The following is a 21,211-nucleotide window of genomic DNA, read 5'->3' as shown; positions in this document are numbered from 1 at the left end:
CCCCCCCCCCCGGCACCAGCACCCCCTCCGGGGCACCGGGGCCCCGGAGGGGGCTCACCATCGGCGGCGGGCGCGACACCGGCGCTGCGGATGCCTTCGCGCGTGACGTCCCGCTGCCGCCCGGGCGCCGGTCGGTCCACGCCGTCGAGGCGACGGTGGGAGACCACACCTCGCTCGAGCGGGTGCCGCTCGTGCCCGCCGCCTCCTGAGGGCCGTCAGGCCAGCTCGGCCCAGCGCCGGGCCAGTAGCGCGGCGCCCGCCCCGGTCAGTGAGCCCCACAGCCGCAGGCGGGCGATGCCTCCGTCGGGATAGATCTCCAGCCGTACGTGGGTGGCGGGCGGGACGCCGACCACGAAGCGGTGGACGGTGTCGGGCTGCAGGGGGGTGCGGGGCAGGATCTCGAACCACTCGCCGTCCTCGCCGTCGCGGCCGAGCAGGGCGGCCCAGCCGGCGGCGTTGCCCTTGTAGTAGCCGGTGTCGATCTCGACGGCGCGTACGGTGCCCTGCCCGGCGAGGCGGTAGCGCGCCCAGTCGTGGCCCTTGTCGCGGCGGCGGCGGGTCTCCCAGCCGTCGCCCATGCGGCGGGAGGTGCCCGGCAGGATGGGGTTGACCGGGGAGGAGTAGAAGCGGTCGGAGACGTCCTCGGGGGCGCCGCCGTTCTCCAGCGCGACCAGGTCGAAGGTGCCGAGCGCGGTCAGCCACGCCGGGTCGGGGACGACCTCGCCGTGGACGCGCAGCCGGGCGATGCCGCCGTCGGGGAACTGCTTGAGCCGCAGGTGCGTGAAGCGGCGCTCCACGGCCGTCTCGAAACCGTTGGCGGCGTGGCCGCCGACGGCCGTGCGGGGTACGAGTTCCGTCCACTCCACGCCGTCGGCGAGCAGGTCCTCGGGGGCGGCGGACAGGGATGCGCAGGTGGCTTCGACGGCGATCTGCTGAGGGTGGTTGCCGCGGAAGTGGGCGGTGTCCACGACCACGCCCCGCACGATCCCGGGGGCGGCGAGGCGGATCAGCGCCCAGTCGTGGTCGGCGTCGGCGGGGTGGGGGCCGGCGGCGTCGGCGCCGCGGCGGCGGCGGGTCTCCCAGCCGTCCATGACCTGCCCCTTGTGTCCGAAGTGCTCGGCACGGAATTCGGGCCGCTCGGGGACGAGCAGGTTCTCCCGTTCGGCGAAGAACTCGTCGTTGGCGGCGATCACGCCTGCGCCCAGGCGCCGGTCGGCGAGGTCGGCGAGACCCGTGAAGCGCAGGTCGGCGCCGCGGTAGTCGGCGTAGGGGTCCCCTCCGGGGTACGGCTGGGCGGCGCCGGTGTACCGGGGTATGGCGGTCACGCGTTCTCCCTTGTGATGAGGCGGCCGGAGGGGTGGGCCGGGGTGCCGTGGTCGGCGATCCGCTCGCCGCGCAGCCAGGTGCTCCGTACGACCCCCTGGAGGGTGCGGCCCGCGTAGGCGGTGACCCGGTTGCGGTGGTGGAGCGCCGCCGGGTCCACGGTGAAGCTCTCGTCGGGAGCCAGGACGGCGAAGTCGGCGTCGTGGCCGGGCGCGACGGCGCCCTTGGTGGTGAGCCCGGCGAGGCGTGCCGGGCCCCGCGCCATCCAGCCGACCACGTCGGCGAGCGTGGCGCCACGCCGGCGGGCCTCGGTCCAGATCGCGGGCAGGCCGAGCTGCAGGGAGGAGATCCCTCCCCAGGCGGCGCCGAAGTCGCCGGTGTCGAGGTGCTTGAGGTCGGCGGTCGAGGGCGAGTGGTCGGAGACGACGCAGTCGAGGGTGCCGTCGAGCAGGCCCTGCCACAGGGCCTCCCGGTTGCCCGCCTCGCGGATCGGCGGGCAGCACTTGAACTGGGTCGCGCCGTCGGGGACCTCCTCGGCGGTGAGGGTCAGGTAGTGCGGGCAGGTCTCGGCCGTCACCCGTACGCCCTCGCGCCGGGCGGCGGCGATCAGGGGCAGGGCCTCGGCGGAGGACAGGTGCAGGACGTGCACCCGGCAGTCCAGGCGGCGGGCGAGGGCGATCAGCGCCTCGACCGCGGCGTTCTCGGCGGCGCGGGGGCGGGAGGCGAGGAAGCCGGCGTATGCGGGGCCGGAGGGCTGCGGGGCCCCCTCGATGAGCCGGGAGTCCTCGGCGTGGACGATCAGCAGCCCGTCGAACCGGGCGATCCCGCGCATCGCCTCCTCCAGTTCCGCCGGGCCGAGCTGGGGGAACTCCTCGACGCCGGAGGGCAGCAGGAAGCACTTGAAGCCGAAGACCCCGGCCTCGTGGAGGGGACGCAGATCCTCGGCGTTGCCGGGTACGGCGCCGCCCCAGAAGCCGACGTCGGTGTGGATCCGGCCGCGGGCGGCGGCGCGCTTGACCTCCAGGTGGGCGGTGGTGGTGGTCGGCGGGATGCTGTTGAGCGGCATGTCGATCAGCGTCGTGACGCCGCCGGCCGCGGCGGCCCGGGTGGCGGTCTCGAAGCCCTCCCATTCGCTGCGCCCGGGGTCGTTGACGTGGACGTGGGTGTCGACCAGGCCGGGGAGCAGGGCGTCCGTGCCGAGGTCGACCAGACGGGCACCGGGCGGGGCCTCGGTCCCGTACGGCAGGACGGCGGCGATCCGGCCGCCCGCGACGGCCACGTCGGCGGGGCGCTCGCCCTGCGGTGTGACGACCCGCGGTGAACGCAGCACGAGCTCGATCGCGTCAGCGGCCTCGGACACGGGTTCCCCTTCCACCGGCGTCGCACAGAAATTCAACGTTCTGTTGAAATGCATCCTCCGCTCGCGCGCGAGCCGCCGTCAACCCCTTCCCCGGCGCCGCACGCCGCCCCGGCGGTACAGTTGGAGAATTCCAGCCAATGGAATGCGCTTTCCGCACACACCCGGCCACCGCCGCGCCCACGACCGCCCCGAACAGCGGTCACCTGCCTGGTCAGGGCCGGTAGGCTGCACCATCACCACCGTCCGCCTGGGGAGGAAACGTGGCGTCAGACCGCGCCGGGGGCGTGCAGTCCCTCGAACGCGCCTTCGACCTGCTGGAGCGGATGGCCGACGCGGGCGGCGAAGTGAGCCTCAGCGAACTGTCCACGAGCAGCGGGCTGCCGCTGCCCACGATCCACCGCCTGATGCGCACCCTGGTCGACTGCGGCTACGTGCGCCAGCAGCCCAACCGCCGCTACGCGCTGGGGCCCCGGCTGATCCGCCTCGGCGAGAGCTCCGCCCGGCTGCTCGGCTCCTGGGCCCGCCCCTACCTGGCCGAGCTGGTCGAGGCGACCGGCGAGACGGCGAACATGGCGCTGCTCGACGGCGACGAGGTCGTCTACGTCGCCCAGGTCCCCTCGCGGCACTCCATGCGGATGTTCACCGAGGTCGGACGGCGCGTCCTGCCGCACTCCACGGGCGTCGGCAAGGCCCTGCTGGCCCATGTCCCGCCGGAGGAGGTGCGCGCCCTGCTGGCCCGCACCGGGATGCCGGCGGCCACCGAGCGGACCATCGTCGACCCGGACGCCTTCCTCGCGGAACTGGAGCACATCCGCGCGCAGGGCTACGCCGTCGACGACAACGAGCAGGAGGTCGGGGTCCGCTGCCTGGCGGTCACCGTCCCCGACTCCCCCACGGCCGCCGCCATCTCCATCTCCGGACCCGCCGGACGGGTGACCGAGGCGGCCACGGAGAAGATCGTGCCGGTGCTGCAGGGCGTGGCGCGGCAGCTGTCGGCGGCCCTGGCGAGCAACGGCGCGGCCTGAGCGCACCCGGTCGGCATGGCGCCCGCGCCGGTGGGTGGGTGCGGGCCGGCGGTTCGGCTGTCGCGCGGTCTCGCGCCCTGCGGGCGCAAAGGCGATGCGAAACCCGGGGCCACGACAAAGCGAGGGCCGCCCCAGACGGCCGCCGACACGGCGAAAGCGGTCGCCGCACAGGCACACGTGGCCGGAAGCAGGATGTCGCGCCCCCGCGACGGCTTGACCTCGAGTGCACTCCAAGGCCTACGGTCAGCACCGTAACGACCCCACGACCCCGGACAGGGGACCATGCAACTGGGTTTGCACCTCACGAAGTTCGACCATCCGGCCGGACCGGCCGGGCTCGCGCCCGCGCTGGCCGCGGCGGGCGAGGCCGCCGAGTCGGCCGGCGCGGGCTGGCTGTCGGTGATGGACCACTACTTCCAGATGGAGAACAACGGCGGGGCCGAGGCCGCCATGCTGGAGGCCTACACGACGCTGGGCTTCCTCGCCGCCCGGACCTCCTCCGTACGGCTCGGCGTCCTCGTCACCGGGGTCACCTACCGCCACCCCGGCCTGCTGGCGAAGATCGCGACCACGCTCGACGTCCTGTCCGGCGGCCGGGCGACACTGGGGCTCGGCGCCGCCTGGTACGAGCGTGAGCACCTGGGCCTGGGCGTGCCCTTCCCGCCGCTCGCGGAGCGCTTCGAACGGCTGGAGGAGACCCTGCGGATCTGCCTGCAGATGTGGGACGGGGACGACGACGGCCCCTTCGAGGGCACGCACTACTCCCTGGCGGAGACCCGCAGCGCCCCGGCCCCGGTGAGCACGCCCCGTCCGGAGATCATGATCGGGGGCGGCGGCGAGCGGAAGACCCTGCGCCTGGTCGCCCGGTACGCGGACGCCTGCAACCTCTTCGCCTCCTCGACCACCGAGGTCGCGCACAAGCTGGACGTGCTGCGCGCCCACTGCGACGAGGCCGGACGCGACTACGAGCGGATCCGCAAGACCATGCTCTTCGTCGGCGACTCCATCCGCGACGGCGACACCGACGCCTTCGTCGCCGACATGGCCGGCTACGCCGAGCTCGGCGTCGACACGGTCATCGTGGTCCCGCCGGACGCCGAGCCGGCCGGCTGGATCGACAGCCGCTGCGCGCCGGCCATCCCCCGGCTCGCCGAACTCGGCTGACCGGCCCCGCGGGCGCCCCGCGTCACTGGGGACGCGGGGTGCCGAACAGCTCGATCGCCCGCCGCACCTCGGTGAGGGCACCGGCCAGGGCGCTGACGGAGCCGAGCGCCCCGGCGATCACGAGCAGGCCGCGGCGCAGCCGCGGGACGTCCGGGACACCGGCGTCCGCGGCGGCGGCCAACGCGGAGAGCTCGTCCTCGGCGATGTGCCGGTCCGGTAAGTTGCCCCGGTACCCGGCGAGTTCACGGCGACAGCGGGCGACCGCGACCCGCAGGGCGGCCGCCCTCGGGTCGAGGGTCCCGTCGTCGTCCACCGCCGCGCGGGCGGCCATGTCCTTCACCACTGATACGTCCCCCACAGGTAGGCCCCCGGCGATCCCCCATGGGCGGCCGGCCCCATCCGGTCCGCCGCATCGGGGAGGACAGTAAACGCGACGGAGCGCTTCCCCCGCTATACGGAGAGCGAAATCCGCCGTAACTTCCTTCCTCGCGTGCCGACTTGCCGACATCAACGTCCGGGACCCGCGATTCGGTTCCAGTCGACGAGCCGCCAGTTCCCGGTGTCGTCGCGCCACCAGCGGGCCATCGAGGCGTTGACCACGCGGCCGTCGCCGGGCGGCGGGGTCCCCAGCAGGCGGCACAGTGCCAGCACCACCGCGTCGTGCGTGACGACCAGCAGGGGCGGGCCCGGGCGGGCGACGGCGTCCTCCAGGAAGTCCCGGACGCGCACCTCGACGTCCCGCGGCGACTCCCCGCCCGGCGGGCGGTAGGCGGCCTCGCCCTCACGCTCGCGCCGCAGCGCCTCCTCGGGGAAGCGCTCGCGCACCCCTTGCGGGGTGATCAGCTCCAGCAGGCCCATGCCGCGGTCCCGGAGGCGTTCGTCGTAGGCGACGGGCAGCGGTTCGCGGCCCGCGGCCGCGCCGGCCTCCTCGACGGCGCGCAGCGTCTGCCGGGCCCGCTCGAAGGGCGAGCAGCGGACACGGCCGGGTGCCTGCGCACCGGGCAGCTCCAGCAGCTCACGGCCCAGCCGCGCCGACTGCTCCCGCCCGAGCGCGGTCAGCGCCACGCCGGCGTCCCGGACCCCGCCCAGGGACCTGCCGCAGGCGAAGGCCGCGTTGGCCTCGCTCTCGCCGTGGCGTACGGCGATGATCCAGCTCGCCATGCCCGGTCCTTTCCCCCGCCCCCCGTCCACGGTATCCAGGGGGCATGGAACGCGACGCGAGCACGGGCACGGTGGCCGGGCTGCTGCTGGCCGCCGGCGGGGGCAGGCGGCTGGGCGGCCGCCCCAAGGCGCTGCTGGAGTACGGGGGCCGCCCACTGGTCGAGCACACGGCGCGGGCGCTGCGGGCCGGCGGCTGCGGCCCGGTCCACATCGTGCTGGGCGCGGACGCCGCCCGGGTGCGCGAACGGGCCGCCCTGGACGAGTACGCCGTCACCGTGAACCCGCGCTGGGAGCAGGGCATGGGCTCCTCGCTGCGCGCGGGCCTGGAGGCACTGGCCGGCACCGGCGCGCCGGCCGTGGTCGTGGCACTGGTGGACCAGCCGGGGATCGGGGCCACGGCGGTGGCCCGGGTGGTGGCCGCGTACACCTCGCCGCGCACCCTCGCCTCGGCCGCGTACGGCGGCAGGAGGGGCCATCCGATCCTGCTGGGCGCCGCCCACTGGGCGGCGATCGCCGCGAGTGCGGCCGGGGACCAGGGGGCACGCTCCTACCTGAGGCGGCACGAGGAGGCGATCGCACTCGTCGAGTGCGGGGACGTCGCGGTCCCCGCCGACATCGACACCCCGGACGACCTGCGGCTGCTGGCGGACCCGCCGGAGCCCCCCGCACCGGGTGCCACAGAACGTTGAACTTCCGCAATGCAAAAACTATGCTCCACCCAGCAGAAGCGCCCGTACGGTTGGCGCGCCTCGCAGCCGAAACCCGCCCGGTCCGGCACCCCGTGCCAGGGCCGGGGCGCGGTGGCCGCCCGGCTCCGCCGGCCGCACGGCACCACCCCTCATCGGCAAGAGGAGAGTCAGGTACATGTCCGCATCAGGGCCCGCACCGCACGCCGTCGTCGCCGACACCGCACCCCCCGTCGAGCGCGCGGAGGAGGTGCTGACCGACGGGGCGCTCACCTTCCTGGCCCAACTCCACCGCCGGTTCGCGCCCCGCCGCACGGAACTCCTCGCCAGGCGCAGGGAACGCCGCGCCGAGATCGCCCGCACCGGCACCCTCGACTTCCTCCCGGAGACCGCCCACATCCGCGAGGGCGACTGGCGCGTCGCCGACGCCCCCGCCGCGCTGGACGACCGCCGCGTGGAGATCACCGGCCCCACCGACCGCAAGATGACCATCAACGCCCTCAACTCCGGAGCCCGGATCTGGCTCGCCGACTTCGAGGACGCCTCCGCCCCCACCTGGGAGAACGTGGTCGGCGGCCAGGTCAACCTGATCGACGCCTACGAACGCCGCATCGACTTCACCTCCCCCGAGGGCAAGTCCTACGCGCTGAAGGACGAGACGGAACTCGCCACCGTCGTCATGCGCCCCCGCGGCTGGCACCTCGACGAACGCCACCTGACCGTCGACGGCGAACCCGTCCCCGGCGCCCTCGTCGACTTCGGCCTCTACTTCTTCCACAACGCGCGGCGCCTGCTCGCCAAGGGCAAAGGCCCCTACTTCTACCTCCCCAAGACCGAGTCCCACCTCGAAGCCCGCCTGTGGAACGACGTGTTCGTCCTCGCCCAGGACCTCCTCGGCGTGGCGCAGGGCACCATCCGCGCCACCGTCCTCATCGAGACGATCACCGCGGCCTTCGAGATGGAGGAGATCCTCTACGAACTCCGCGACCACGCCTCCTGCCTCAACGCCGGCCGCTGGGACTACCTGTTCTCCATCGTCAAGAACTTCCGCGACGCCGGCGAGCGCTACATCCTGCCCGACCGCAACGCCGTGACGATGACCGCGCCCTTCATGCGCGCCTACACCGAACTGCTGGTCCGCACCTGCCACAAGCGCGGCGCCCACGCCATCGGCGGCATGGCCGCCTTCATCCCCTCCCGGCGCGACGCCGAGGTCAACGCGGTCGCCTTCGAGAAGGTCAAGGCCGACAAGGACCGCGAGGCCCACGACGGCTTCGACGGCTCCTGGGTCGCCCACCCCGACCTGGTGCCGATCGCCCGCGCCTCCTTCGACGCCGTCCTCGGCGACCGGCCGAACCAGAAGGACCGGCTGCGCGAGGACGTCCACGTCACCGCCGCCGACCTGCTGGCCGTCGACTCCCTCGACGCCAGGCCCACCTACGAGGGACTGCGCAACGCCGTCCAGGTCGGCACCCGCTACATCGAGGCCTGGCTGAGGGGCATGGGCGCCGTCGCCATCTTCAACCTCATGGAGGACGCCGCCACCGCCGAGATCTCCCGCTCCCAGATCTGGCAGTGGGTCAACGCCGGCGTCGTCTTCGCCGACAACGGCGAGAAGGCCACCGCCGACCTCGTACGCACCCTGGCCGACCGGGAACTCGCCGCCATCCGCGAGGAGACCGGCGAGCAGGCCTTCGCCGCCGGCCGCTGGCAGCAGGCCCACGACCTGCTCCTGAAGACGGCACTCGACAAAACCTACGTCGACTTCCTGACGCTGCCGGCGTACGAACTGCTGGACTGAACCACGCGCGCTCTCCCCGGCCACCGCCGGGGAGAGCCGCCACCCGCCGCGGGCCCCGGCACCTCCCGCGACCCCGGGAAAAGCCGGGCAGCCGACGCGGCGCCGCTGGCATGATCGTCGGCATGCCAGCACCCCGACCGCGCGCCGTGCGGCCCAGCCTGTACATCCCGGTGGACGTCGAGGCGGACGGCCCCATCCCCGGCCCGTACTCGATGCTCAGCCTCGGGGCCGCCGTCGCGGGCCGGCAGGACACCGGCGGATTCACCGCCGCCGACCCCGAACGGGACACCTTCTACCGCGAACTGCGCCCCACCGGGACCGAGACCGACCCGCAGGCGCTCGCCGTCAGCGGCCTGGACCGGGCCCGCCTGACCGCCGAGGGCAGCGAACCGGCCGCCGCCATGGCGGAGTTCACCGCATGGGTGCGCGCCGTCAGCGAAGACGCCCAGCCCGTCATGACCGGCTACCCCGCCGGCTACGACTGGACGTTCCTGTACTGGTACCTCATCCGCTTCGCCGGCTCCAGCCCCTTCGGGCACTCCGGCTGCCTCGACATGAAGACGCTCTACGCCACCAAGGCCGGCGTCCCGCTGCGCGCCGTCGCCAAGGGCACCATGCCCCGCGAACTGCTCTCCCGCCGCCGCCACACCCACCACGCCCTCGACGACGCCATCGAGCAGGCCGAACTCTTCGCCAACCTCATGAACTGGAAGGGCACCACGCATGCCCTTTGACCACAACGACCACTACCACCGGCTGCTCCTGCGCAACATCCCGCCCGGCGCGCTCACCGCCCTGGACGTCGGATGCGGCACCGGGCGCTTCGCCCGGCGACTGGCCGCCCGCGGACTGCGGGTCGACGCGATCGACGCCTCCCCGGAGGCCGTGGCAGCGGCCGGAACCGCGCCCGGGGTCACCTTCCGCACCGCGGACGCCACCGCCGTGGACCTCCCCACGGCCCACTACGACCTCATCACCTGCCTGGCCAGCCTCCACCACATGCCGTTCGGCACGGTCACCGCACTGCGCGCCGCGCTCGCCCCCGGCGGCACCCTGCTCGTCCTGGGCTGCTACCCCGAACACACCCCCGCCGACTGGGCGGTGAGCCTGGCGGCCGTCCCCGTCAACGCCGCCGCCCGGCTCGCCGTCGCCGCCGCCGACCGGATCCGCGGCCACGGACAGCAACCGGTCCGGGCCCCCGTTCGCCCACCCTGCACGCCCCTGCCGCAGATCCGCGCCGAAGCGGCGCAACTGCTGCCGGGCAGCCGCGTCAGGCGCCTGCTGTTCTGGCGCTACCTGCTGGTGTACCGCGACCGCACGGCCGGCTGACCGGCCCGGCCGGCCCCGCTCAGGCCTGACCGGTGTCGAAACGGCTGATCTTGCCGCCGTCCACGGTGAAACGCCACTTGGTGCGCATCTCACCCCACGCGTCGTTGCGGTAGTCCGCGATGAGGGTGAGCCCCGCCGAGTCCTGGGACTGAACGTCCATGTGGCCGTGGGAATCGAAGATCTCCCGCTCCGCCCACTCCTGCAGGTCGCGGTCGGAGCCGTCGTCGGACATCGTCGCGTTCTCGGTGAGCGCGGCCTCGAAGGCGTCCTTGTCCCCGGCGTTCACCGCCGAGACGAAGGCACGCACGGCCGGTTCGTTGAGGGCGTCGGTGCGGATCATCGCTGCTGCTCCCTGTGCTCACGGGTCGTGCCACCAGCCTCGCCCGAGCGGCCCCGGCGCGCTACCCGGGGCCCGGCCGCCCGCCCGCCGTTCACCCGCGGGGACCGCCACGGCTGGCCCCGCGACGGGACCACGGCGACCCTGGGATCCAGTCCGGCGGCCCGACAGCGACGGCAGGAGCACACGCGTGGCGAGTGGGGGCGAGGACCTCACCGGCGAAGGACGCGACGTCCTGCGGTACGTCCGGCTGCTCCCCGTCGTACTGCTCGTCGGCGGCTTCCTGGTCGACTACCTGACCCCCGCCCAGTTCAGCGCCACCGCCTTCTACTCCGTCGCCCCCATGCTCGCGGCCCCCCTGATGTCCCTGCCCGGCACCGTCCTGGGGCGGCACGCGGGCCCTCTGGATATCTCGACCCTCGCATTACTTGATGCTCCATCCCTGTCACACCCTGCCCCTACGCTGCTGCCGTGACCGCGCCCGCTCTGCGCCAGCTCCGCGCCGCCCTGGAACGTGCCCTCGCCGACCCGGCCATCGCCACCTCCCGCTCCCGGGAGGAACGGCTGCGGAAGGCCGCCGCCGTACTGGAGCGTGCGGCCGCCGACGTCCCGCCCCAGGCGCTGCGCGGCCTCGACGAGCTGTTCGCCGACGCCGTCCTGGGCCACCCCGGGCGGCCGGACACCGTGCTCGGCCGCATCGCGGCCGGTCTCTACCGCACCCGTGCGGGCCGGGTGGGCAGGCCGCTCACCCCCGCGAGCCAGCGCGACATCATGGACGGCATCGCCGACCTCAACCGTGCCGCCGGACGCCCCGCGTTCGGGTGGCAGGCCCGTGGGATGCGCCCCTGGTCCAAGCACACCAAGGAGCCCCTGGACTTCACCGGGCACATCGTGCTGCGCCGGGCCCTGAGCATTCCCGTGGAGCCGCGCCGCGAGCCGTACCGGCTGCGGCTGCTGGCGGCGCTGGAGGTGCTGTGGGCGACGGCGGTGCCCCGCGAGGGCCTGGTGGCCGCGGACGTCACCGACCTGTCGGCGCAGGAGTCCCGCATCCGGCTCACCGTGAACCTGCCCGGCCGGACGGCGCCGACCCGGCAGGACTTCGCGCTCCCCCGGTCGGCGCGGGCGGCGCTGCGGCTCTGGCTGCCGGTGCGCCGGGAGGTCGTCGCCCGGCACCTGGACGCGGGGCCGGACCATCCCGCCAACCAGGCCCTGTTCGTCACCCTGCGGCACACCGTGGCCGAACCGGCCTCGGGGGCGGCCCGGATGGTGCCGCCCGGCATCCGCATCACGGGGAACGGGCTGGAGACCGACTACAGCAAGTGGGCGCGCAGGCTCAACGGCGACCACGCCGGGCAGAAGGGCTGGCCGGTGCCGACCGACCTGTACACCGTCTCCCGCGGCGGCGCGGTCCGGCGCGAGGCCCAGGGCCGCTCGCAGGGGCGCGGCCCGTCGCCTCACGGAGGCTCAGCGGGTGCGGGCGCGCGCCCGGTGGCCGTCGAGGACGTCCTGCCGGAGCAGTGAACCGAAGCCCGCGGCCTCCAGACGCCGGCCCAGTTGCGCCTCGTCGACCCCGAGGGCGGCCGCGGTGCGGGCCAGGTGCCAGTCGTGGGCGGCCAGCCGGTCGAGCAGGTGGCCGCGGCGCGCCTGGCTCTCCGAGAGCCGGAAGGTCTTGAGATAGGCGGTCCGGCCCCGCCGGTCGGTGACGGCCTCGCCGATGTGGTTCTCCCGTCCGGGGCGGAACTCCGGCAGGAACCGGGAGAGCGTGAAGGGGCCCATCCGGTACACCGTCCGCCAGGTGCGGGGCTGCTCCAGGAGCGCGGCGGCCATGGTCGTGTCGTGGAACCCCGCCCAGGCCCGCTCCTGTCCGGCCGCCGCGGCGCGCAACTCCGCCAGGGAGCCGATGCCCGTGCCCGGGATGCGGGCGCGGAACTCCTGGACGGGCGGCATCAGCGTGGCGTAGTGGTGGACGAGTTCGCCGTACAGGTCCTGCACGAGGGTCGGGTGCAGCGCGCGGTAGTCGTCGGGGTGCGGCACGACGAAGGCCGCGGCCAGGGCGTCGGCGACGTAGAGCAGGACACCGCACTGACCGGGGTGGATCTCGAAGACCCGCAGCGCGTCGGCGAGTCCGCGCACCTCGGCCCCCGTGTACGCCTCCTCCGCGCGCGGGGACAGGTCCCGGCGCAGCGCGCGCTGCGACCATTCCTCCCAGGCGACCGAGGGGCCGCCGAAGTGCAGTGCCAGATAGCCCTCCAGCGCCAGGTGCAGGGGCAGGAAGCGCAGCCGGCCCTTGGCCTCGCGCCGGGCCGTCCGGCGGTGCATGCGCAGGGCGCCCGTCGCGGGGCGCGCGTCGTCCGCGCCCTCGGCCAGCTGCGTCCCGTAGGCCGCGGCAGGGGTTCCGTCGCCGGTCCAGGTGGCGACGAACGCGTGCGGGATGTACGAGACATACGCGTGCCGCGGGCCGAGCCGGACGGCGGACGGCCCGTCGGTGAGGATCCTCGGGTGCAGCCGCAGGTCCTCGACGGGCTGTTCGCGCACCAGCGGGACCAGGCGCACGGCGCCCCAGACCTGGGAGGGGCGGGTGTCCAGGCCGGTCAGGTCCAGTGCGGTCATCGGGTGTGCTCCCCCCGGTCGGTTCGGTCGAACAGTCGCCGCGCGCGGGCGTCGAGGTAGGCGGCCAGTTCGGCCGGGCCGGTGCGTCCCTCGGCGAACTGGGCGAGCTCGACGAGCGCGGGCAGGTCCTCGGCGTCGCGGATGCCGGCCGTGGCCACGGCCGGGGACAGCCGTCGCACGTCGAAGTCCTCGGCGTCGTAGACCGGGTTGAGGTGCACGACCTCGGTGCGGCGGCCGGGGTCGATGCGGGCGCGCCACACGCGGAGCACCTCGCCGGCCAGGCCCGGGGGCGCGTTGTCCCAGCCGTCGGAGACGATCACCAGCCGGGACGGCCCGGTCTCCAGCGCGTCCAGGATCCGCCGGCCCAGCGGCGTCGCCCCGTACGGACGGACGAGCAGGGCGTCGGTCCGCCCGGACGTCCACAGCCCGGTGTACTCGCCGGCGAGCGCGGCGAGCAGGTGGTGGCAGGCCAGGGCGACGGCCAGCGGCCGGCGGCGCTTGGTGCCCGAACCCGAGGCGGAGAAGCTGTCGTCGAGGACGGCGGCGACCCGGCCCCAGCTTCCCCGGTGTGCGCCGGCCACCCGTACGGCGGCCGCGTCCAGGGCGCCGGTCAGTTCCCGGCGCCGCCGCAGGCGCTCCTCGACGGGCAGCGAGAGCACGTAGGACGCGAGCCGGGTCAGCGGCATGCGGTCCAGGGCGGCCGGCACCGCGCCCGCCTCGTGCCGCCGGGCGGACTCCTGCAGCCGCAGGGTCTCCAGGCGCGTCATGCGCGGGGCGATGGGCTCCAGGAACACCTCGCGCGGCACACCGTGCTTGGCGGCGAAGCCCTCGGCGACGGTGTAGGGCAGTTCGTACAGGGCGTCCTGTGCGAAGTGCGCGCGGCGCCAGGCCTCAAGGAGCGGTGTGCCGTACCGGCCCCGGCTGAGCGGCCGGAACACGAACGCGCCCAGTTCCTCCTCCCTGGGGGCGAGATGGGCGTGCCGCAGCGCCCGCTTGAACCCGCCGCGGTACTTCACGGCGTCGAAGGCCGGGTCCGGGCGGGAGGCGATCCAGTCGCGGATGATCGCCCGCGTCCGCCGGTTGTTCACCCCGGACCGGCGCAGGGCGCCGAAGAGCCCGTACACCCGCTGCGGCGGCAGCAGGGCCAGCCGGCCGGCGATGAGCCGGCCCTCGGTGCGGCGCTGTTCGGCGGTGGCCTCGGCGGCGGTCTCCAGCAGCCGCTGGATGATCAGTGCCGCGTTGTGGTCGTTGACGTCGAGGGCGAGGACCCCGGCGTACAGGTCGCGGTAGTTGCCCAGCATGTACGCGTGGAGGAAGTCCAGCGACAGCCGCTGCTCCCCCGCGCCGGAGCGGAACTCGCGCTGACCGGTCGCGGTGATCGCCGCGTTGACGAACAGCAGCACGTCCTCGGCGGCGACCGCCGCCCCCCGCTCGCTCATGGCGTCGGCTCCCCCTGTCGTGGACGCCGGCCGGGGAATGGGGGCACGAGCAGCGAATCATTGCTTCAGAGGCAGGTTCCGGAAGTCGCACCGTAGTCCCGCGGCCGGCACGGCGACCGTAACAGGGCCGGTGCGGGGTGCCGCAACGGGATTCCCGCCCCCCGCCCCGCGACGGGTACGGCGAACGCCGGGTCCCGCCCCTGGCGGGGCGGGACCCGGCACCGGTCGAAGGGCCGTCCCTCCCCCGACCGGGGTCCGCGGGTGAGCGCGGTGATCAGCCGGTGAGGCCCGCGATCCGGGCGAGCCGCCGGGCCTCGTCGCGGGTGGCGCGCGCGATGGCGTCCTCGTCGGCGGTGACGAGGCGGCCGTCCTCGACCACCGGCCGGCCGTTCACCAGGGAGAGCGTGACGGGGGCGGCCGCGCCGAGGACGAGGGCGGCGACGGGGTCGGCGATCGAGGCGTGGGCGAGGGTGTCCATCCGCCACAGGACGAGGTCGGCGAGCTTGCCCGCCTCCAGGGAGCCGATCGCCTCCGCCCGGCCGAGCACCCGGGCCCCGCCGTAGGTACCCAGGCGCAGGGCCTGACGGGCGGTCAGCGCGGCCTCGCGGTGGGAGCCGAGGCGGTTGATGAGCAGCGCGTTGCGCAACTCGGTGTGCAGTTCGCCCGATTCGTTGGACGCGGTGCCGTCCACGCCGAGCCCGACCGGGACGCCCGCCGCGAGCATGTCCGGCACACGGGCGATGCCGGCGGCCAGGCGGGCGTTGGAGGACGGGCAGTGGGCGACGCCGGTACGTGTGCGGGCGAAGGCGGCGATGTCGGGGTCGGCCATGTGGACGCAGTGCGCCATCCACACGTCCTCGCCGAGCCAGCCGGTGGACTCGAAGTAGTCCGTGGGGCCCATGCCGAACAGTTCCCTGCAGAACTGCTCCTCCTCCACGGTCTCACTGCCGTGGGTGTGCAGCCGCACGCCCTTGCGCCGGGCGAGTTCGGCTCCCTGGCGCAGCAGTTCGGTGGAGACCGAGAACGCCGAGCAGGGGGCGACGGCGATCTGCGTCATGGCGCCGAACGAGGCGTCGTGGTGCTTGTCGATCGTCTCCTCGGTGGCGGCGAGGGCGTCGTCGAGGGTCTCGACGGCGAAGTCCGGGGGCAGTCCCCCGTCGGACTCGCCGCGGTCCATCGAGCCGCGGGCGAGGGTGAGGCGCACGCCCATGGCGGCGGCGGCCCGGATGATGGAGCCGGACAGGTCGCCCGTGCCGCGGGGGAAGACGTAGTGGTGGTCCATGGCGGTGGTGACGCCGCCGCGGGCCATCATCGCCAGCGAGCCCTGGGCGGCCGCGTGGGTCATCGCCTCGTCGATGCGGGCCCAGGTGGGGTAGAGGGCGACGAGCCAGTCGAAGAGGTTGTGGTCGGTGGCCAGGCCCCGGGTGATCCACTGGTAGAAGTGGTGGTGGGTGTTGACCAGGCCGGGGGTGAGCAGGTGGCCGGTGCCGTCCACCCGCCGTACGACGCCGTCCAGTCCGGCGGGGGCGGGGCCCGGGCCGACGGACTCGATGCGGTCGCCGGCGACGACGACGTGGCCGGCCGGGTACTCGGTGTCGTCCGCGTCGACGGTGGCGACGGCGCACTTCTCGATGACGATGCGCTCTGCTGGGGCGGTCATGGTGTGGCCTCTCAGTCCGTCACCGGGATGCGGGGCTCGGTTCCGTCGCGCAGGACCGTGCCCTCGATGAGGCCGTAGGGGCGGTCGGCCGCGAAGTACACCGCGCTGTCGGGGGTGTCGTTCTTGAGGCCGAACGGCTCGAGGTCGACCAGGAAGTGGTGCTTGTTGGGGAGCGAGAGCCGCACCTCGTCGATCTCGGGGCGGTGCTCGAGCACCCGGTCGCCCATCGCGTACAGCGTCTGCTGCAGGGAGAGCGAGTAGGTGCCGGCGAAGGCGTCGAGGAGGTGCCGGCGGACCTCGGCCCAGGACTGCTCCCACCGCGGGGCGGGGTCCTCGTCGCGGGTCCAGTGGAACCGCCAACGGGCGCTGACCTCGGTGGCGAGGACGCGGTCGCGGGTCTCCGGCAGCGTGGTGTAGCGGTCCTTGACGAAGCCCCAGAACTCGGAGTCGGTGGTGTTCATGACCACGAGGTCCTTGAGGCCGGAGACGACCTGCCAGCGCGCGCCGTCGAAGGTGACCTCGGTGGTGCGCGTCTCCCGTCTGCCGCGGACGAAGGAGTGCTCCTGCGTGATCCGCTCCCAGTCGTACTGCTCGATGCGGATCCTGGCCCGCTCGATGGACCCCTGGCTCGTGACGAAGTGCCGGGCGAGGTGGATGCCGAACTGCTCGGCGGACTCGATGCCGTGCTGCTTGGCGAAGGCGAAGACGGTGTTCTTGGTGGTGTCGGTGGGCAGCACGGCGGCGTTGCTGCCGGAAGTGTGGACGTCGTCCATCGCGCCGGAGAGGGCGACGGACACGTTGAGGTCCTTGACGTGGTGGGTCGCGCCGTCGCGGGTGACGCGGACGACGCGGGTCTCCGCCTTGCCGTACTGGTTCTGGCCGAGTCGGGTGGGCGACATGTCGGTGCTAGCTCCCTCGGTATACGGAGTAGCCGAACGGGTTGAGCAGCAGCGGCACGTGGTAGTGCTCGCCCGGTTCGACGGCGAAGACGATCGCCACCTCCGGGAAGAAGGCTCCGCTGTCCCTGGTGCGGGGGGCGTCCTGCTGGTCCTCGGCTCGACTGCGGTGGTCGGTGCTCTGGCGGGTGAGGTAGGGCTCGGTGGCGAACTCCAGCCGTACGTGGCTCGTGCCCCGCGGCGGGTCGGGCAGGTCCTTGCAGCGGCCGTCGGCGTCGGTCGCCGAGGCGCCGTGCGGCACCCAGGGGGCCCCGCTCCCGGCGCGCACCTGCATGGTGACGGCCACGCCCCGCGCGGGGCGGCCGGCGCTGGTGTCCAGGACGTGCGTGGACACGGAGGTCATGAGGGGTCCTCCTTCGCGGTCCCGGCGAGCCGGGTGAGCCGGACGCGGTTGATCCTCCCCAGTTCGGTGCGGACGATCTCGCGCTCGGTGGCGGGGTCGTTGCCGATGCGCTCCTTGAGCGCGGCCAGCATCTGGTCGCCGGTCCTGCCGGTGGCGCAGATGAGGAAGACGTGGCCGTGCCGCTCCTGGTAGGCGAGGTTCAGCGCGAGCAGTTCCTCGCGCTGGGAGTCCCGCACCCCGCCCTGTTCGCGGGCGGAGACCGGGTCACCGGGCCGGGGGCGGCCGATCGGCGGGTGGCCCGCCATCGCCTCGGCCAGGTCGTCCGGCGTGAGGCCGGCGGTCGCGGCGTCGGAGGCGGCGAGCAGCGCGTCAAGGGTGTCGTACGGGCGGGCCGCCGTGACGGCGGCACCCCAGGAGCGGCTCGCGCAGACCTCGTGCAGCAGCGCGATCGCCTCCGGTCCGCCGGCGGCGTTGAACCGGGCCAGGCCCGGGGATGGGCTGGAAGTCACAAGGTGCACGCTAGGAGCGCCCACCACGCGACGTCAACAGTTTGTTGAAAAGTTGCGGCCCGCAACGCCCGGACGGACGCCTCGCGCGGTGCAGCAGGGCCTGTCCGGTGTGCTCGGCCGGCGAGGGCGGGGGGCGAGTCCAGGCGGCTCCGCCCGTGCCGGCCGAGCACACCGCCGCGAACCCCGGGCACGAGGACCACCGGCGGGTCCGGAGCGCGCACCGATGAGTTTCCCGCGCCGCGCCGGTCCGTACACCGGGCACCCCCGGACGGAAGGCCTCCCCATGCGGAAACTGGTCTACGGCATGAACCTGACCCTGGACGGCTACATCGCCGCCGCCGGCGACTCCATCGGCTGGAGCGGACCGCCGAGCCCCGAGCTGTTCCAGTGGTGGCTCGACCACGAGCAGGCGAGCGACCTGTCGCTGTACGGGCGCAGGCTGTGGGAGGCGATGAGCTCCCACTGGCCGACCGGCGACCGGCAGCCCGACGCCACACCGGCGGAGATCGAGTTCGCGCGGAACTGGCGGGACACGCCGAAGGTGGTGTTCTCCTCGACCATCGACAAGGTCGACTGGAACACCCGCCTGGTCACCGGCGACGCGATCGCGGAGATCAGCCGGCTCAAGGCCGAGGACGGCGGCCCGATGAACATCGGCGGCGCGACGCTCGCAGGGGCGGCCATGCGCGCCGGACTGATCGACGAGTACGCGATCGCCGTCCATCCGGTCCTGGTGGGCGGCGGCACGCCGTTCTTCACCGCGCTGGACAGCTGGGTGAACCTGAACATGGTTCAGACGCGGACATGTCCCGGCGGCGTGGTCCTGACCAGGTACGAGACAAGGCACTGAGCAGCGGCACGCCCGACAGGCCGTGACGACGCGGCTAGCGGCCGTCCTTCGCCGCGTTCTCCCTGTTGAGGTAGTTGTAGACGGTGAAGCGGCTGACGCCGAGCGCGGAGGCGACCGTCTCCACCCCGTGCCGCACCGAGAAGGCGCCGCGCTCCTCCAGGATGCGGACGACCGTCTGCTTCTCCTTGCGCCCCAGCTCGGACAGCGCCTTGCCGTGCCGGCGCTCGAGGTCGGCCAGGATGTGGTCGAGCGAGTCCGCGAGATGCGGCAGCCGTACGGCGACCACCTGCGCACCCTCCCAGCTGAGCACGACGTCGTCTCCGCGCGCCTCGCCCGGGGGCACCAGCTCGGCACCCATGGCATCGGCGAGCGGTTTGATCGCCGCGCTGAACGGATGCTCGGCCGGCCCGGTCACCGGTCCGCCTCCCCCAGGACGTTGACCTGCAGCGACACCCGGGTCGCGCCGGCCTCCAGAGTGCGCCGCAGCACATCGCCGACCACGGCGACCACCCGCTCGGTACCGCCCTCGGCCGAGTTGCCGAAGGGCCCGACGTCGACGGCGTCCAGCCCGGCCGCCTCCAGGACCTCACGGCCCACCACGGCGTGCTGCGGGGGCTCGTCCAGGTCGAACGGCTCGGTGGTGAATTCGAGTCTCAAGCGCACGCCCTCAACCTAGCTGGTCAGGGGGTTTCCGGGACATCCCTCTTGACAGCCGCCGTCCGTCTCGTGGAGTCTTCCGTCACGTAGAAATAAGTTTCCGTAATACGGAAGGGCGCATGTGATGGGCTTCGACTCCACGCGCTTCGATGTGAACCTCTCGATCCTCTTCACCGAACTCCCGCTCCTGGAGCGCCCCGCGGCCGCCGCCGCGGCCGGCTTCTCCGCGGTCGAGCTGTGGTGGCCGTGGACCCGGATGCCGACCCCTCCGCAGGCAGAACTCGACGCCCTGCGCGACGCGTTGGAGGAGGCCGGCACCCAGTTGGTGGGCCTGAACTTCTACGCGGGCGAGCTCCCCGGCCCCGACCGCGGCGCGCTGTCCGTGCCGGGCGAGGAGTCCGCGCGCTTCCGCGCCAACATCGACGTCGCCGCCGACTTCGCCCGCTCGGTGGGCTGCACGGCGCTCAACGCGCTGTACGGCAACCGCGTGGACGGCGTGAGCCCCGAGGCCCAGGACGAACTCGCCCTGGAGAACCTGGTCCGGGCCGCGCACGCGGCCGACCGGGTCGGCGCGATACTGCTGGTCGAGGCCCTCAACAAGCCGGAGTCGCCGCGCTATCCACTGGTGAGCGCGGCCGCCGCGGTCGAGGTGGTCGACAAGGTCAACGCCGAGACGGGCCTGGGCAACGCCAGGTTCCTGCTCGACCTGTACCACCTGTCGATGAACGGCGAGGACCTGCCCGCCGTGATCGACGCCTACGCGGACCGCACCGGCCACGTCCAGATCGCCGACGACCCCGGCCGCGGCGCGCCCGGCACGGGCTCCCTGCCGCTGGCCGCGCTCCTCGGCCGGCTGCGCGGGGCGGGCTACGACGGCTGGGTCGGCCTGGAGTACAAGCCGGGCCCGCGGGGCAGCGCCGCCTCCTTCGACTGGCTCGCCGGCGCCGACAAGTAATCCGGAGAGGACATCATGACCACCACACTTCCCACGGTCGCGTGGATCGGCCTCGGCATCATGGGCTCCCCGATGTCGGAGAACCTCATCAAGGCCGGGTACTCCGTCACGGGCTACACCCTGGAGCGGGACAAGCTCGACCGTCTGGCCGCGGCCGGCGGCACGCCCGCCGGCTCGATCGCGGAGGCCGTGAAGGACTCCGACGTCGTCATCACCATGGTCCCGGCCTCCCCCCAGGTGGAGGCCGTCGCCTACGGAGAGGACGGCATCCTGGTCAACGCCCGGCCGGGCGCGCTCCTGATCGACATGTCGTCGATCGCCCCGCAGACCTCCGTCGACCTGGCCAGGGCCGCGGCCGCCAGGGGCATCCGGGTCCTGGACGCCCCCGTCTCGGGGGGCGAGGCGGGAGCCGTCGAGGCGGTGCTGTCCATCATGGTGGGCGGCGGGCAGGCCGACTTCGACGAGGCGCGGCCGCTGTTCGACGCCCTCGGCAGGACCGTCGTCCTGTGCGGTCCGCACGGCGCCGGGCAGACCGTCAAGGCCGCCAACCAGCTGATCGTCGCGGTGAACATCCAGGCGTGCGCCGAGGCCGTGGTCTTCCTGGAGAAGTCCGGGGTCGACCTCGCGGCGGCCCTGGAGGTGCTGAACGGCGGGCTCGCCGGGTCCACGGTGCTGACCCGCAAGAAGCGCAACTTCCTCGACCGCGAGTACGCCCCGGGCTTCCGCATCGACCTGCACCACAAGGACATGGGCATCGTCACCGACGCCGCCCGCAACGTCGGCGCCGCCCTGCCCGTCGGCTCGGTCGTGGCGAACCTCGTCGCCTCGCTGCGGGCCCAGGGCGACGGCGGCCTGGACCACTCCGCCCTGCTGCGCGGCGTGGAGCGCCTGTCCGGCCGGCCGGTCGCCGGCTGACCCCCCGGCTTCCGGGCGGCGGCGCCCCGACCTGTCCTGTCGCGCCCGATGGGGCGCCGCCGCCCGGAACCACGAACGTCCGCGCCGCCGAGAGCTTCTGAGGGGTAGGTCGAGGCGGCGCGGACCGGGCC

25 protein-coding genes are annotated in these 21,211 nt (G+C 73.9%); 12 read left to right on the top strand and 13 right to left on the bottom strand.

Annotated elements, in window-relative coordinates; genetic code table 11:
* Positions 1-209, top strand: a 209-nt coding sequence (locus ACRWNP_RS35500) for a hypothetical protein (RefSeq protein WP_431968883.1), incomplete at its 5' end; no start/stop codon positions are given.
* A gap of 6 nt (positions 210-215) precedes the next feature.
* On the opposite strand, the gene alc is transcribed toward ACRWNP_RS35500, so the two are convergent.
* Complete coding sequence (gene alc, locus ACRWNP_RS35495; RefSeq protein ID WP_431968881.1) at positions 216-1,325, bottom strand: allantoicase; 1,110 nt, start codon at positions 1,323-1,325, stop codon at positions 216-218.
* Positions 1,322-2,683 carry an allantoinase AllB gene (allB, locus tag ACRWNP_RS35490; protein WP_431968879.1) on the bottom strand — a complete coding sequence of 454 codons (1,362 nt, stop codon included), beginning with the start codon at positions 2,681-2,683 and terminating at the stop codon, positions 1,322-1,324. The genes alc and allB overlap by 4 nt, the downstream gene beginning before the upstream one ends.
* Before the next feature lie 260 nt (positions 2,684-2,943).
* Between allB and ACRWNP_RS35485 the strand changes: the two genes are divergently transcribed.
* Together ACRWNP_RS35485 and ACRWNP_RS35480 are read left to right on the top strand one after the other, a co-directional pair.
* The gene (locus tag ACRWNP_RS35485) at positions 2,944-3,708 is read left to right on the top strand and encodes an IclR family transcriptional regulator (protein WP_431968877.1); all 765 of its coding nucleotides are present in this window, start codon (positions 2,944-2,946) and stop codon (positions 3,706-3,708) included.
* 282 nt (positions 3,709-3,990) lie between these two features.
* Positions 3,991-4,872 (top strand): LLM class F420-dependent oxidoreductase, encoded by an 882-nt coding sequence (locus ACRWNP_RS35480; RefSeq protein WP_431968875.1) that lies wholly within the window; start codon positions 3,991-3,993, stop codon positions 4,870-4,872.
* A gap of 22 nt (positions 4,873-4,894) precedes the next feature.
* On the opposite strand, the gene ACRWNP_RS35475 is transcribed toward ACRWNP_RS35480, so the two are convergent.
* Together ACRWNP_RS35475 and ACRWNP_RS35470 are read right to left on the bottom strand one after the other, a co-directional pair.
* Positions 4,895-5,203, bottom strand: a complete 309-nt coding sequence (locus ACRWNP_RS35475) for a DUF5955 family protein (protein WP_392607304.1) — start codon at positions 5,201-5,203, stop codon at positions 4,895-4,897.
* Positions 5,204-5,379: 176 nt separating this feature from the next.
* Complete coding sequence (locus ACRWNP_RS35470) at positions 5,380-6,033, bottom strand: histidine phosphatase family protein (RefSeq protein WP_431968873.1); 654 nt, start codon at positions 6,031-6,033, stop codon at positions 5,380-5,382.
* A gap of 44 nt (positions 6,034-6,077) precedes the next feature.
* Here ACRWNP_RS35470 and ACRWNP_RS35465 point away from each other — a divergent pair, with 44 nt between their 5' ends.
* The 4 genes from ACRWNP_RS35465 to ACRWNP_RS35450 all read left to right on the top strand — a co-directional run bounded on the left by ACRWNP_RS35465 (position 6,078) and on the right by ACRWNP_RS35450 (position 9,849).
* Entirely contained in the window at positions 6,078-6,722 is a 645-nt protein-coding gene (locus ACRWNP_RS35465) for a nucleotidyltransferase family protein (RefSeq protein ID WP_431968871.1), read from the top strand.
* A gap of 175 nt (positions 6,723-6,897) precedes the next feature.
* Entirely contained in the window at positions 6,898-8,520 is a 1,623-nt protein-coding gene (aceB, locus tag ACRWNP_RS35460) for a malate synthase A (RefSeq protein WP_431968869.1), read from the top strand.
* Between the two features lie 122 nt (positions 8,521-8,642).
* Positions 8,643-9,254 carry a 3'-5' exonuclease gene (locus ACRWNP_RS35455; RefSeq protein WP_431968867.1) on the top strand — a complete coding sequence of 204 codons (612 nt, stop codon included), beginning with the start codon at positions 8,643-8,645 and terminating at the stop codon, positions 9,252-9,254.
* The gene (locus ACRWNP_RS35450; protein ID WP_431968865.1) at positions 9,244-9,849 is read left to right on the top strand and encodes a class I SAM-dependent methyltransferase; all 606 of its coding nucleotides are present in this window, start codon (positions 9,244-9,246) and stop codon (positions 9,847-9,849) included. Before ACRWNP_RS35455 ends, ACRWNP_RS35450 begins: the two co-directional genes overlap by 11 nt.
* A 19-nt stretch (positions 9,850-9,868) precedes the next feature.
* Here the strand turns inward: ACRWNP_RS35450 and ACRWNP_RS35445 are convergent, their stop codons facing one another.
* On the bottom strand, positions 9,869-10,189 hold the full coding sequence (locus ACRWNP_RS35445; protein WP_431968863.1) for a nuclear transport factor 2 family protein: 321 nt from the start codon (positions 10,187-10,189) through the stop codon (positions 9,869-9,871).
* 187 nt (positions 10,190-10,376) lie between these two features.
* On the opposite strand from ACRWNP_RS35445, the gene ACRWNP_RS35440 reads away from it, so the two are divergent.
* The gene (locus ACRWNP_RS35440; RefSeq protein WP_431968861.1) at positions 10,377-10,661 is read left to right on the top strand and encodes a hypothetical protein; all 285 of its coding nucleotides are present in this window, start codon (positions 10,377-10,379) and stop codon (positions 10,659-10,661) included.
* Complete coding sequence (locus tag ACRWNP_RS35435; RefSeq protein WP_431968859.1) at positions 10,658-11,707, top strand: hypothetical protein; 1,050 nt, start codon at positions 10,658-10,660, stop codon at positions 11,705-11,707. The genes ACRWNP_RS35440 and ACRWNP_RS35435 overlap by 4 nt, the downstream gene beginning before the upstream one ends.
* Here ACRWNP_RS35435 and ACRWNP_RS35430 read toward each other — a convergent pair.
* The 6 genes from ACRWNP_RS35430 to uraD form a co-directional block, all read right to left on the bottom strand.
* Positions 11,651-12,796: an ARPP-2 domain-containing protein gene (locus ACRWNP_RS35430; protein ID WP_431968857.1), complete on the bottom strand. Its 1,146-nt coding sequence runs from the start codon at positions 12,794-12,796 to the stop codon at positions 11,651-11,653. The two genes, ACRWNP_RS35435 and ACRWNP_RS35430, sit on opposite strands and share 57 nt — an antisense overlap.
* The gene (locus ACRWNP_RS35425) at positions 12,793-14,235 is read right to left on the bottom strand and encodes a hypothetical protein (RefSeq protein WP_431968855.1); all 1,443 of its coding nucleotides are present in this window, start codon (positions 14,233-14,235) and stop codon (positions 12,793-12,795) included. The genes ACRWNP_RS35430 and ACRWNP_RS35425 overlap by 4 nt, the downstream gene beginning before the upstream one ends.
* A 274-nt stretch (positions 14,236-14,509) precedes the next feature.
* Positions 14,510-15,895: an 8-oxoguanine deaminase gene (locus tag ACRWNP_RS35420; RefSeq protein WP_431968853.1), complete on the bottom strand. Its 1,386-nt coding sequence runs from the start codon at positions 15,893-15,895 to the stop codon at positions 14,510-14,512.
* A gap of 11 nt (positions 15,896-15,906) precedes the next feature.
* Positions 15,907-16,794 (bottom strand): factor-independent urate hydroxylase, encoded by an 888-nt coding sequence (gene pucL, locus ACRWNP_RS35415; protein ID WP_431968851.1) that lies wholly within the window; start codon positions 16,792-16,794, stop codon positions 15,907-15,909.
* 7 nt (positions 16,795-16,801) lie between these two features.
* A complete protein-coding gene (gene uraH, locus ACRWNP_RS35410; protein ID WP_431968849.1) occupies positions 16,802-17,194 on the bottom strand; it encodes a hydroxyisourate hydrolase in 393 nt (130 codons plus the stop codon).
* On the bottom strand, positions 17,191-17,703 hold the full coding sequence (uraD, locus tag ACRWNP_RS35405; RefSeq protein WP_431968847.1) for a 2-oxo-4-hydroxy-4-carboxy-5-ureidoimidazoline decarboxylase: 513 nt from the start codon (positions 17,701-17,703) through the stop codon (positions 17,191-17,193). The genes uraH and uraD overlap by 4 nt, the downstream gene beginning before the upstream one ends.
* Positions 17,704-17,986: 283 nt before the next feature.
* On the opposite strand from uraD, the gene ACRWNP_RS35400 reads away from it, so the two are divergent.
* Positions 17,987-18,553, top strand: a complete 567-nt coding sequence (locus ACRWNP_RS35400) for a dihydrofolate reductase family protein (RefSeq protein WP_431968845.1) — start codon at positions 17,987-17,989, stop codon at positions 18,551-18,553.
* A gap of 34 nt (positions 18,554-18,587) precedes the next feature.
* On the opposite strand, the gene ACRWNP_RS35395 is transcribed toward ACRWNP_RS35400, so the two are convergent.
* Together ACRWNP_RS35395 and ACRWNP_RS35390 are read right to left on the bottom strand one after the other, a co-directional pair.
* A complete protein-coding gene (locus ACRWNP_RS35395; RefSeq protein WP_431968843.1) occupies positions 18,588-18,968 on the bottom strand; it encodes a helix-turn-helix domain-containing protein in 381 nt (126 codons plus the stop codon).
* Positions 18,965-19,216 carry a hypothetical protein gene (locus ACRWNP_RS35390; RefSeq protein ID WP_431968841.1) on the bottom strand — a complete coding sequence of 84 codons (252 nt, stop codon included), beginning with the start codon at positions 19,214-19,216 and terminating at the stop codon, positions 18,965-18,967. Before ACRWNP_RS35390 ends, ACRWNP_RS35395 begins: the two co-directional genes overlap by 4 nt.
* Before the next feature lie 118 nt (positions 19,217-19,334).
* Here ACRWNP_RS35390 and ACRWNP_RS35385 point away from each other — a divergent pair, with 118 nt between their 5' ends.
* Entirely contained in the window at positions 19,335-20,165 is an 831-nt protein-coding gene (locus ACRWNP_RS35385; protein ID WP_431968839.1) for a TIM barrel protein, read from the top strand.
* A 15-nt stretch (positions 20,166-20,180) separates the two neighbouring features.
* On the top strand, positions 20,181-21,080 hold the full coding sequence (locus ACRWNP_RS35380; protein WP_431968837.1) for a 2-hydroxy-3-oxopropionate reductase: 900 nt from the start codon (positions 20,181-20,183) through the stop codon (positions 21,078-21,080).
* The last annotated feature ends 131 nt before the right edge of the window (positions 21,081-21,211 follow it).

This window comes from Actinacidiphila sp. bgisy160, from assembly GCF_965342435.1.
Lineage (GTDB): Bacteria > Actinomycetota > Actinomycetes > Streptomycetales > Streptomycetaceae > Actinacidiphila.
The sequence above is the reverse complement of the archived record's forward strand: the minus strand, read 5'-3'. Positions and strand labels throughout refer to the sequence as shown.

Excerpts from the sequence above, each read along its gene's own strand:
- ACRWNP_RS35480 (WP_431968875.1), top strand. The coding sequence starts at position 3,991 with ATGCAACTGGGTTTGCACCTCACGAAGTTCGACCATCCGGCCGGACCG.
- ACRWNP_RS35475 (WP_392607304.1), bottom strand. The coding sequence starts at position 5,203 with ATGGCCGCCCGCGCGGCGGTGGACGACGACGGGACCCTCGACCCGAGG.
- ACRWNP_RS35470 (WP_431968873.1), bottom strand. The coding sequence starts at position 6,033 with ATGGCGAGCTGGATCATCGCCGTACGCCACGGCGAGAGCGAGGCCAAC.
- ACRWNP_RS35465 (WP_431968871.1), top strand. The coding sequence starts at position 6,078 with ATGGAACGCGACGCGAGCACGGGCACGGTGGCCGGGCTGCTGCTGGCC.
- aceB (WP_431968869.1), top strand. The coding sequence starts at position 6,898 with ATGTCCGCATCAGGGCCCGCACCGCACGCCGTCGTCGCCGACACCGCA.
- ACRWNP_RS35455 (WP_431968867.1), top strand. The coding sequence starts at position 8,643 with ATGCCAGCACCCCGACCGCGCGCCGTGCGGCCCAGCCTGTACATCCCG.
- ACRWNP_RS35450 (WP_431968865.1), top strand. The coding sequence starts at position 9,244 with ATGCCCTTTGACCACAACGACCACTACCACCGGCTGCTCCTGCGCAAC.
- ACRWNP_RS35445 (WP_431968863.1), bottom strand. The coding sequence starts at position 10,189 with ATGATCCGCACCGACGCCCTCAACGAACCGGCCGTGCGTGCCTTCGTC.
- ACRWNP_RS35430 (WP_431968857.1), bottom strand. The coding sequence starts at position 12,796 with ATGACCGCACTGGACCTGACCGGCCTGGACACCCGCCCCTCCCAGGTC.
- ACRWNP_RS35425 (WP_431968855.1), bottom strand. The coding sequence starts at position 14,235 with ATGAGCGAGCGGGGGGCGGCGGTCGCCGCCGAGGACGTGCTGCTGTTC.
- ACRWNP_RS35420 (WP_431968853.1), bottom strand. The coding sequence starts at position 15,895 with ATGACCGCCCCAGCAGAGCGCATCGTCATCGAGAAGTGCGCCGTCGCC.
- pucL (WP_431968851.1), bottom strand. The coding sequence starts at position 16,794 with ATGTCGCCCACCCGACTCGGCCAGAACCAGTACGGCAAGGCGGAGACC.
- uraH (WP_431968849.1), bottom strand. The coding sequence starts at position 17,194 with ATGACCTCCGTGTCCACGCACGTCCTGGACACCAGCGCCGGCCGCCCC.
- ACRWNP_RS35400 (WP_431968845.1), top strand. The coding sequence starts at position 17,987 with ATGCGGAAACTGGTCTACGGCATGAACCTGACCCTGGACGGCTACATC.
- ACRWNP_RS35385 (WP_431968839.1), top strand. The coding sequence starts at position 19,335 with ATGGGCTTCGACTCCACGCGCTTCGATGTGAACCTCTCGATCCTCTTC.
- ACRWNP_RS35380 (WP_431968837.1), top strand. The coding sequence starts at position 20,181 with ATGACCACCACACTTCCCACGGTCGCGTGGATCGGCCTCGGCATCATG.